Raw genomic sequence first — 11,266 nt, 5'->3', positions numbered from 1 at the left:
AATTGACGTAAACACTCTCAATCTAAACAACACGTGGACCATTGAAGCAGAAGTGTTGGATGCCGCCGGCAACCACGTGGTCGATACCATGCCGACAATAGTGCTACCCGGTTCAACGGTATTTTCTGAAAACATCGTTGGATTTTTTGGTGAGCAAAGCAGCTCGGCAGCCATCAACATAGAAAATGGTGTGCCAGCACTGCATGCAGAGCAGCCAAGTTTGAGCGCGCTTACATCGGTCGGTCAATCTATAAATGTTGTTGTTGCAGAAGATGGGTTGAGCTTACAAGGAACATCGACTGACGACCGATTAGTTTTCTCTGCAGAGGTCAATGATGATGGTACGGTTCAAATTACTTTTTATGAAGCGATTGATCATGGTGTAGGTCAAGATGAGCTGGTGACTAACGTATTGGTTGAAAGCATTCAAAGTGATGCTGACGGTACACAAGAGACGGTTGTGGCACCGTTAACGATTACTATTTATGACTCTGATCCGGTGATTAGAGATGACACATACTCAGTCGTAGAAGATCAAACAATTACGGGCAATCTACTTGAAAATGATATTGATCTTGATGGAACACTTTATGTGAAATTTGTAGAGGCTGGCGGGGAGCAGAAGTCAATTCTAGAGGGGGGATCCGTAAGTTTTAGTTTAGAAAAAGGCGAATTAACCGTATTTTCTGATGGCTCTTGGCAGTTTGATGCAGGTCGAAACCTAGATCATTCGGTCGAGCAAAGTGTTTCTTTCAGCTATTTAGCTGCAGATGACTCCCAAGACTATGGCTTGGCTAACGCGACGATTGATATTAGTGATGGACAAGCAGGTTACGTAGGCAATGCGACTATAGACGTAACAGAAGTCCCTTTGGATGGCCCGATATTGAACTTTGAAGGAACTGTTAATATTGTCGCGGGATCTGACAATCCGGATCCGAGTAGTTTGTATTTCGGTGGGTCATCTATTACTAAGTTAGAAGCATTAGGGCTTACAAGCTCAGTCTCTGATAATGAGCTTAGCTACACGTTAAGCTCTAGTGGAAAGCAAATTACAGCATTTGCCAATGGTGTCACTGTATTTACGTTAACATTGAGTGGCGTTGAATCGGGTAACGATGTATTAGCTTCAATTTCGCTTACTCTTGAGCACCCTATCGATCAATTCAATAGCAGTGATACGGTCACTTTCCCGTTGACCATTGGTGGCGTAGATTTAGATGCCACACCGCTTGTAGAGAATGAAATTGACTATGTTCTAAAGGATGGCGCAGACCCAACTTTAAATAATTTGAATGGGGTAGAAGTAAAAGAATCTGATCTCGCAAATGGAGGTGTGTTGAGCTCAGGGAATTTTCAAGTTGAGGTTGGCAGCGATTACCTCGAATCTTTGTCGTTCATCGTCTCTGAACAACCCTTGTTGACGAGTGGTGAACAAGTTGTGCTTTATCAAGTCTCTGCGGATGGCAAAACACTTGATGGTTATATTCTTGACGAAGATGGGCAAACTCAGATTCCCATCTTTCAAGCTATCCTCAATGCTTCATTACCTATTGATGCAAATGGCGACATTACCTACTCCTTTGAGCTTTTTCAGGCTCTCGACCAACAAGAAAATACTGATCCAAACGTACCTCTCGTTGTTACTGCAATGGACTCAGACCAAGATAACACGTCGGTCGTTTTAGACATTAATGTGATAGATAACGACAATGGACAAGCGCTAATCAATAGTGGCAATGTCGAGTTGACCGAAACACCTGTCGATACAAACATTGCTCCTGATGGTGTTTCAGCCATAGCGAATACGGATGTGATAGTTACGTCATCATTCGATCCGATTGTGTATCTGGGTGTTGACATAAATGATGGAGATACTGTCAAAACTACGCTTGGTGATGCTGTTACTTATAACGGAGAGGCTGTCACTTGGTACGATAACAATGATGGAAGCTTTGACGCAATTTCAGACACTGGAGACGTTGTATTTAGGGTCACGTTACCTAGTGACTTCTCTTTGCCATCAAATGATACGTCTACCGTTAATGTAACTGTAGAGCTTTATCACTCGCTTGACCATGTTTTAGGTGATGGGACGCAATTGTCGATCTCTATGCCCATCGTGGCGAGAGATTCTGATGGAAGCGAGATCTCTACGGAGTCCAACATACTGGTCTATGATGGCTTGTTTCCGGAACTAGTAATTACAGAGGGAATCACAGTCAATGAAAGTGGGTTGAATGATGATTCGCTTGATTCTGGCATCGAGGGCTCGTCACCATCCATTACGCTATTACAAGGTTCAGACTCTATCGCCAGTGTGAGCGTGAATATCGATATGTTCAATGTGCTCGGCTATAAAACAAGTAGTGGTAGCTTGGTTTCGCTTGATTCACCGGACTCGAATGGTTGGTTATATGCAAGAGATGAAAGCGAGCAAGACGTCTTTAGAATTAGATTTAATACCGATGGGACTGTCGAGTTTGATCTATACCGTGCACTTGAACACGATGAACCTGACGGTGTTCCAGCGGACGAGAACACATTAGAACTCAGTTTTTCAATTTATGCCGTTGATAAGGATGGCGACCAGTCTGAAGCTGAGACATATACCGTTAGTGTAGTAGATGATATCCCTGAAGACACAAGCTCACCAATAGAAATTGAACTTACCGAGGGGGATGAGTTTTCGGGAAACTGGTTTAGCAATAATGCCGACTTAATCAGTTCAGATGGCACGTTGATTTCAAGTTTGACCTATGTAGGTGAAACATACGATACGGCGAGTTCGGTATTTAGCAATGATGCTTGGACCATCGATTTAATCAATAGTAGTGATGGTAACTTAAAATATGGAACGCTGACTATTGCTCAAGATGGGACATTTACGCTAACTACCGAGCTTATTGTTAATACGCCTGTAGGTGGTTTGCTTGATGATCTAACGATAACTGTGACGGATGCAGACGGTGACCAAGCAAGCAGTGAAGCTCAATTAATTCTTGATGATGCTAGGGGCTTTATTCGAACCGTTAATGTAGATACGTTAGAAGATAATGGCGCGAATAATAGTGGAGACCCTACGCCAGTCGCGTTACCGATTAGAGTTTCTCCTGGGGATACGGAGAATAATGAGCGTGTTGAAGCGATAAGGATCTCTGTTGAATCTCTACAAGGAGGGGCTCTGTTTTTAGACGGAGCGCGCCTTGAAGATGATGATAATGACGGATTTATTAGTCTTTCTGGTACAGAGCTAATGGGGGTGGGTATATTCACTGTTCCAAATGGTGATCTTACTTATCAACCAGCACTAAACCTGTCGGGCAACACTATCAAAGTTTCGTTAGCAGTGTCTGCATTAATCGTATCTGATGTCGAACCAGATGGTTTTGTATTACAAGGCAATAACACGTTAAATGTTAACGTTTTACCGGTTGCAGATTTGCCAGAGTGGTCTAATGATTCGGACTTTTCTTATCAAAGTGTTGAAGATTCCGCTGAATCACTTTCACTCAATATTGTTGCTGAAAAGTTTGACCAAGACGGTTCTGAAACGCTCCACTACCAAATTTCGAATATTCCAGATGGACTTGTATTAACACTTAACGGAAGTGCTATTGAGGAAGGGAAAGCGTATAGCCAATCCGAGTTAGATCAAATTGAAATCACATCTAACGAAAACTTGGCCGGAAGATTTACTTTTGATGTAACGGCAGTAACGACTGAGTCGGGTAGTGTGTTTGCCGATGAGCAAGATAAAACAGCGGAGATCACTGAGCAAGTTGTTATCGATATATCTCCAGATGCCGATGTGCCAACGCTGACCGTTAAAAACATTCAGGGGCTTGAAGACCAAGCGATTGACTTAAAAGAGTACATCCTAGGGCGGCTCACTGACACAGATGGCTCGGAGTCTCTGTCTTATCGCATAGAAGTTCAAGATGGTTGGACACTGCCTGTCGGAGCTGGGATCACGCTTATCGGTATTAATACCTACCTAGTGACCTCCAATGCTCTAGCCAATTCAGAGGCGTTACTTCAACCAAAATCGGATATCAGCTCATTTACTGAATCTCTATCCCTTCAAGTAACCGCCATTTCAACAGAGTCGACTATTGATGGCTTAGCACCTCTTAATGAAACCGCCGAGAGCCAATCTGCAACCATTGACATTAAGCTAAAAGGTGTGGTCGATGAACCAATTGTCCTAGATGGTGGACAGGGGAATTGGCAATATGATCAAGCGACTAAAGTAATTAGTAATCTCTCTACGTTAGACGAAGATAACCTGATACAACTGGATTTTATCATCCAGACATCAGATGACGATCTATCAGAAGAAATTAATATCTTGCTTCAGAACATCCCTTTGGGAACACAACTGACAGATGTAAATGGTGACCCTATTGTTCTTCCAATTGCTTACGTGGACCCAATAACGGGGCCAGTTTATCAGGTCTCAAACGCTGTTCTTGAAAACACTTACCTCAAAACAGAGCAAGATTTTAGTGGAACACTGAGCATGGATGTTATCGTCGTTTCAACAGAGCCGGATGGTGATTCTGCTGAAACCCCTCTTAAAGTGGAAATGGAAATCTCACCTATTGTTGATCAAACTGACGGTCAAGAATTACAAAGCAATGGTATTGAGGACAATTTCATCACACTAAATCTTGAGCCTGTCGTTAATCAAGATATAGATTCTAGTGAGTCCTTGACAGGATACACCATTGTATCCATTCCAGATGGCTTAACGCTTTACTTTGATGGTAATGCAGTAGAGGAAAGTAACTTACCGTTAGAACTCAATGAACTACTTGATGGTAGCTCGGCAACATTATCTGAGTTGTTAAACAGTGGACGAATCACTGTAAAAGCTAATGAAGACCTAAGTGGGACATTTAGCCTGGAAGTTCAGTACGAAGTGACAGACACGTCTCCGACGATGGAGACTGATGTAAAGGCAATCAATGGCTCTTTGAGCGTCGTGGTTTCTGGCAAAGTGGATATTGGTAATGAAGATATTGACAAAACACGTTTAGAAGGTGCGACTGAAGTATTCACAAGTACCGATGGGTCTGCTGTCGACGTGAGTGGAGGCATTACATTTACAGAAGCGGATATTGATGGTTCAGAGTATCTCGATTACATCGTTTTACAGATACCGCAGGGTCAAGACCTCATTGTTACTCATCCGAATGGTGCTTCTCAAGATGCCGATGGGAACTGGCTGATTCCAATGGAAGGAATCACAAGTGATAGCGTGTTGGAAACCGCTCAAGATTTGCTTGCTAGCGCATCGATTTATAGCCCATCTAACACAGAGATACTTGATGTGAATGTGTTAGCGTATGTTCGAGATGAAACGGATGCTCAATACATCACAGGTCAGTTCCAAATTCAAATTACTGGCCATGAAGGAGATGGAGACCAGTGTGCTGATCCTGGTGAACCAGGAAGCGTTCAAAGTGGGGATATTGTAGGTAAAGAAGGTGAAGATGTCTCAATTGGGGCGTTTTTAAACCCTGATGTGGCGAGTAGTGATGATAACTTAGTTTCCTTCTTTGTCGCCGCAGATTCTTTACCTGAAGGAGTCGAGCTTACTGGCGAAGGGGTGATACCTGCTTATGATAATGCGGGCAATCTGTTGGGTTATTCAATTTCTAGCGCTGGATTGTCTTCCTTGACGCTTACTGGCGTGGATGAGGACTTTGCTGGATGCATTACTTTCAATTTAGAAGTGACAGAAACGGCCCCATGCGATGGTGACTCGAAAACAACCTCTCAGACCATTACGGTACAAATCTCTCCTGCTGTCGATGATATCGCGATAGCACCAAGCCAAGTTACGGTTCAAGAAGATACTATAACCAACCTGAATCTTGCTCTTGTATTGGGCGATAGTGAAGGGCCAATGCAGTCCATTACTGGAGAAGGTGACGCAGCGACTGGTCTTGAAAGTGTCAATTGGGTTTCTTTATCGGTGTCTGACGAGAATGCGCGGTTTACTGCCGTGGACCCGAGCCTACTCATTGACAACGGTGATGGAACATGGGTAGTGACAGATGTTACGCGTCTAAACGAAATTCAGCTAATCCCACCTGAAAACTACAGTGGAGAGCTTGTTATTTCCGTTGACGCAAACATTACTGATGAAGTCACGGGAAGTTGTTTAAGTACTGACAGTGCGAAAGATACTCAAACTAAATCAACAGAAGTTACCGTTACCGTTGCCCCAGTGGTTGATAAAGCGGTTCTGGAAACAGAAGACGTAGTTGGTGATGAAGATAATTATATTTATTTAGGAAACTTATCTGCATCATTAATCGATCAAGATGGTTCTGAGTCGATGTCTTTGGTCATGACAGGAGTGCCAGACGGAGCCGTGTTGGTTTGGGACAATAATGGGACGTTCGAATTACTCCCTGATAACGGTTCAACGGATGGTGAGAGCAAGGAGTGGCAGCTAACTCAAGCACAACTTGATAAGGTTTACTTTCTACCGCCACTAGATTTTAGTGGGGATATTTCACTAACACTGCAAGCTATTACCCAAGAGTCTGGATCAAACGACTATAACTATACCACTTCTCAGTTCAACGTCGGCGTAAAACCGATTGGCGATGATGTATCGTTGAATACAACCTCTAACACGTTCACTGGAGATGAAGGTGATTCCATTTCGATTGACTTTTTAGCGAGCGGTTTTGAAACAAATAGCAACGAATATATAGAAGTGTCGATGTTGATCAAAGCAAGCTCTGAACCCTCTGCATTGGAAGGCTTAGGTAGGATTCGTATTGGAACTCAATTCTCATCCTTTACCTTCGATGACGCGGGCAATGCCGTGGCGACGGTATTAGTGCGAGCAAATGAAGTGTCAGGTTTGGAGTTCGTTCCGAAGGATGCATTTGGAACGATGGGTGTTGCTCTCAATGTTAGAACGTTTGATCAAGCGATAGTGTCAGGGACACTCGAAACCGATTTTGGAGATGTGCAAACCACCGATCTAACCATTGTTGTTACCCCTGAAGCTGATGAGCCAACACTAACGGCCGATTATCAGTCTATTGTGTCTGAAGCGTCTGGGAGTATTCCTTTAGGGTTGAGCATGAATTTAGTCAACCCTGCACCCGAAGAGTTTGGAAGTGTGGAGATTCGCGGATTACCAACAGATCTAGAGTTGAGTCATGGTGAAAGATTGAACGGCATTTATGCTGTTGATCAAGAGGATGTCGCTGATCTTTCCATCGTTGGCGGGTTTAGCGGTGCAAGTGATTTTACGTTGTCGATAAAACCGATTGCAACACTGGGCGCCACTGTCGCAGAAGGTTCTGCTCAGGTAGTCAATGTTGCCTTAGTGGAAGAGGGGGGCCAAACATTACTTGCGACAGATGCTAATGATTTGCTTATTGGAGGAAGTGGCAGCGATGTATTCCAGTTTGACAGTTCAGGGCTCGGTAACGAGTTAAAGCCCTCGTACGATGTGATCAACGATTTCCAAATATCCGTTATTGGTGATGATAATGACACAATTGACATCGCCTCGATAATCACCGCTACCTCGATAACAGAAGTCGATAATAAGCTCGATTTAACAGAGAATGATGATGGCGTAACGCTTCACATAAAACCAGAAGAGACGGGGACAAAACAACAGATTCTTATGCAGGGCGTCACTCTCGATCAGCTTTACAAAGGTGACTCGACTGGCGTAGCCGAAGAAAATGTCTTACAGAAGATGATTGATGACAACAACTTGCTAGTAGGTGGTATGTCATGAAGCATCACTCATCCTCATCAAGTGAGCTAACTAACGATCCTTGGGGGCAATCGTTAACTTGGTTGATGCGTTATTTTGAGGTTAGACACCATACAAAAAAGGTGCTTTCTGGATTACCTCTTGTTGAGGGTAGATTGGATAGTGACTTATTCATCAGAGCCGCTGAGCGAGCCGATCTTGAACTCACATTAATCGATTTAAAATCCACCGCAATGTTGAGCTTTCCATTGGTGGTAATCAATAGGAAGACGTTACAACCCGCTATTATATCTGAGCGACATAACAGCGATTATCAAGTCACGTTATTTAGTGAAGATCAAGGTGAAACGCAATACGTCACGAGCGAGGAACTGCATAATCAATTCCAGCCTCAAGCATGGCAAGTTTCTATGCGTCCAGAGCTGGACAAACGGATAAGTTCTATTCAAGCGGATTATAATGAACATTGGCTTTTCGCCGTAGTGAAAGAAATGTCTCCGTGGTATCGAGATCTTTTGATTGCCTCTTTCCTTATCAATACGCTAGCGCTAGTTATTCCGCTTTTCACTATGAACGTTTACGATCGTGTAGTGCCTAATCAAGCTTTCAGTACATTATGGGTTTTGGTCGCTGGTGTCTCCGTCATCATTATTTTTGATTGGCTATTGCGTAAAGCAAGGGGAGTTGTCACTGATACCGCGGGTAAGTACATCGATAACAAGCTTTCTTCGATACTTTTTTCTAAAGTTATGGGGATGAAACTTGAACACCGTCCTGCATCAGTCGGTGCATTCGCTCGACAACTACAAGATTTTGATAGTGTTCGCGATTTTTTTACTTCTGCATCTCTTGTGACCTTAGTTGATCTCCCATTTACGTTGTTATTTTTAGTCTTAATAGGTTGGCTAGGTGGGGCAATGATGTTCATACCTATTGCCGTCATGTTTACCCTGCTGATCCTTGGCTTTGCGGTAAAAACAAAAATAGAACAATCACATACGGAAAGTGCTGCACTATCCATGAAGCGACAAGCTCACTTGTTTGATTCATTGTCCTCTTTAAAAGAGATTAAGCAAAATAACGCTACGGGAGAAGCACAAAAGCGTTGGGAGCAAACGGTATCCATGCTTTCTGATTGGCAAAATCAATCGCGAAACTATTCGAATATCGTTGCTTACTCCATTCAATCTAGCCAGCAGATAATTACCGTAATGTTACTTGTAACAGGCGTGTACAGAATTTCTGAGGGATTGCTCAGCATGGGGGGGCTCATTGCTATTGTCATGCTTAGCGGTCGTGCTGCAGGGGCGATTAACCAGTTAGCTATGCTGTTACTTCGCTATCAACAGACAAAAACAGCGGTTGAAGGCTTAAATTCTATCATGTCTTTACCTCAGGAGGTGCAACGCAGTCAGGTCATTACGTCTGCCGAATTTACAGGGAATATACGTTTAGAAAACGTGAGCTTCCAATACCCAGATGTTGATATGCCATGTTTGAGAGATATTAATCTTACTATCAAGCAAGGCGAACGCGTTGGCGTTATTGGTAGTGCAGGAGCCGGAAAGTCTACACTCCTTTCTATTATTACCAATCAACTCAGTACCTTACAGGGTAGCGTTTATTTTGATGACATTGACAGTCAGCTTTGGCCCGCCGAATTGATAAGAGAGAAAACGGGTTGGGTTGGCCAAGATTCGCATCTTATATACGGCAGCATTATGGAAAACATAGTATTAGGACATCATGTTATTGATCAAGAACGTTTACGCCGTGCGATAGAATTATCGGGTTTGAACCAGTACATGAGTCGCCTTCCTCATGGTCTAGAAACGCAAGTCGGAGAAGGAGGGCGTTATTTGTCGGGGGGGCAAAGGCAAGCTGTAGCGATTTCAAGAGCTTTTTATCGAAACCCAGCAGCATTAATTTTAGACGAGCCAACCAGTTCCTTAGACCAGCCTGCTGAGAATGCATTGTTTAATGCTCTCAAATCGTTGCCGCACTCGACGACGATGATTATTAGCTCTCATAAACATTCCTTATTATCGCTTTGTGATCGAATTGTTGTGCTTGATAAAGGCACAATTTTGAGGGAAGGATCGCCCCAAGAAATTTTTGCTAAACAACAGTCTAACGCGAAAACGAACAGAGTACGCGCAGTATCAATTGTACGCGAAGGAGGTCAATGATGAGCACAGTTCGTTGGAGTAATGCTCATTTAGCAAACCGTTCGAGAACGTTGATTTGGTTGTCTGCCGCGTTAGTGCTAAGTGTGATTATTTGGGCCTCGTGGGCGAGGTTAGACGAAGTGGTTGTCGGCGAAGGAAAGGTTGTTCCTACTTTGTCTGTTCAGACGATTCAGAGCTTAGAGGGAGGCATTCTAAAGGAGTTACTTGTCATGCCTGGTGAAAGCGTCACTAAGGGGCAAACCATCGCTATTCTGGATGATACAAGGTTTAAGTCGACCTATTCGGAGACCTCTGAACAAGTTGAATCTTTGCTCGCCAGAAAGCAGAGGCTTCAAATTGAATTAGAAACGGTAAAAGTGAATAGCCTCCAACTGGATTGGAAACAACAAGTGAGTATCGAGCCTCAGACATTTGATATTTCGATGACCGGCCACTCTGCCTATCTGAATGCCAAAGCAAACTATCTTGAGCGGTTGAGCCAACTGGAGTCTGAGCTGGAGGAGGCTAAATTGCGAATTGAGCAACAATCGCAAGCTTATCTAGATACCTTGAATACCATTCAAACACTAAAAAGCAGTCTGGTTATTGTCTCGAAAGAGCGAGATATGCTGAGAGAGGTGGTTTCTAGTGGCGCGGTAGCTGAAGTGGAATTATTAAAACTGAATAGAGACGTTATAAAGCTCAAAGGAGACATCGCGAGTTCACAAGCTGCTGTCCAAAAGCAAAGGGCTGTGTATTCTGAATCCATCGCAGATTATCGTGGTACTGCGCTTGCTTTTAGGGCAGAGGCACAAGGGCAGCTCAATGAAGTTGTGACGCAACTAGCGCAGCTCAATGAAAGTCGTCAGGCGATTGCGGATCAGTTGAATCGAACGCAGTTACTTTCTCCGGTCGATGGAACCATCAAAGATGTTTTTGTCAGAACCATCGGAGGTGTGGTTAAGCCGGGTGAGCCTATTTTAGAAATAGTCCCTCGTAATAGCACGTTAATCGTTGAAGCGAGAATTTCTCCTCAGAATATCGCCTTCATAAGGCCTGGCCTGCCGGCAACGGTAAAGTTGTCTGCCTATGACTTTGTCATTTACGGAGGCCTAGAAGGAGAAGTGACCTACGTAAGCGCCGATGCACTTCAAAATGAAGAGGGCAATGCCTACTACCGTGCCAACGTTACTTTCAAGGTTGATGATAAGTTTACGATCATCCCGGGAATGCAGGTTGTGGTAGACATTCTTACAGGAGAAAAAACAGTACTGAATTATTGGTTAAAACCTATATTACGTGCGAAAGAGAATTCGCTCAGAGAAAGATAGACATA

Annotated in this window: 3 protein-coding genes; all 3 read left to right on the top strand. The window is 43.6% G+C overall.

Annotated elements, in window-relative coordinates; all coding sequences use genetic code 11:
* Positions 1 to 52 precede the first annotated feature (52 nt).
* The 3 genes from MTF70_RS17715 to MTF70_RS17705 are packed head-to-tail and all read left to right on the top strand — an operon-like array spanning position 53 to position 11,261.
* Complete coding sequence (locus tag MTF70_RS17715) at positions 53 to 7,783, top strand: Ig-like domain-containing protein (RefSeq protein ID WP_248394180.1); 7,731 nt, start codon at positions 53 to 55, stop codon at positions 7,781 to 7,783.
* Positions 7,780 to 9,951, top strand: a complete 2,172-nt coding sequence (locus MTF70_RS17710) for a type I secretion system permease/ATPase (protein WP_205460936.1) — start codon at positions 7,780 to 7,782, stop codon at positions 9,949 to 9,951. The genes MTF70_RS17715 and MTF70_RS17710 overlap by 4 nt, the downstream gene beginning before the upstream one ends.
* Positions 9,948 to 11,261: an HlyD family type I secretion periplasmic adaptor subunit gene (locus MTF70_RS17705; protein ID WP_132936631.1), complete on the top strand. Its 1,314-nt coding sequence runs from the start codon at positions 9,948 to 9,950 to the stop codon at positions 11,259 to 11,261. Before MTF70_RS17710 ends, MTF70_RS17705 begins: the two co-directional genes overlap by 4 nt.
* Positions 11,262 to 11,266 lie beyond the last annotated feature (5 nt).

Source organism: Vibrio sp. 2CM40D (assembly GCF_023161825.1).
Lineage (GTDB): Bacteria > Pseudomonadota > Gammaproteobacteria > Enterobacterales > Vibrionaceae > Vibrio > Vibrio alginolyticus.
Note: the sequence above shows the minus strand (reverse complement) of the source record. Positions and strands in the feature narration are given on the sequence as shown.